The 546-nt window shown below is 73.8% G+C and carries 1 protein-coding gene; it reads left to right on the top strand.

Annotated elements, in window-relative coordinates:
* Nucleotides 1–30: 30 nt before the first annotated feature.
* Nucleotides 31–546, top strand: a 516-nt coding sequence (locus B9S61_RS02525; protein WP_103540717.1) for a DUF2269 domain-containing protein, incomplete at its 3' end; no start/stop codon positions are given.

Here is a 546-nt window from a genome sequence, read left to right as displayed (position 1 = left end):
GCCAGTAGGAGCGGTTACTCCCGCTGTCGGATGTCCGCGCCGCCCGGGCCCGGCACCGTGGACCGGGTGAAGAAACTCAGCCGCCCCGCACGCCGGGCCCATCTCGTCGTCCACGGCGTCGCCTCCGCCGGCTGGCTCGGGCTCACCGCCGGGCTGCTCGCGCTCGGTGTCACCGCGAACACCACCGGGTCGGCGGTCATGCTGGAGGCGTCCGTACGGGCCATGAAGCTCTTCGCCGACCGGCTCCTGCTGCCGATCGCGTTCCTGACCCTCGTCAGCGGTCTCGTCCTGTCCCTCGGCACGCCCTGGGGGCTGGCGAGGCACCGCTGGGTGTGGACGAAGTTCTGGCTGACCCTGGCCACGACCACCGCCACGGTCTTCGCGCTGCGGCCGGGCGTGGACGCGGCGGCGCGGGCCGTCGCCGACGGGCACGCCCTGCCCGACGGGGGAGACGTCCTCATGGGGCCGGTCGGCTCCCTGACCGCCTGTCTCTTCATGACGGTCATCTCGGTCCTCAAGCCCTGGGGGCTCACCCGCCGCGGCCGG

Source organism: Streptomyces sp. SM1 (assembly GCF_002910825.1).
Taxonomy (GTDB): Bacteria; Actinomycetota; Actinomycetes; order Streptomycetales; family Streptomycetaceae; genus Streptomyces; species Streptomyces okerensis.
Note: the sequence above shows the minus strand (reverse complement) of the source record. Positions and strands in the feature narration are given on the sequence as shown.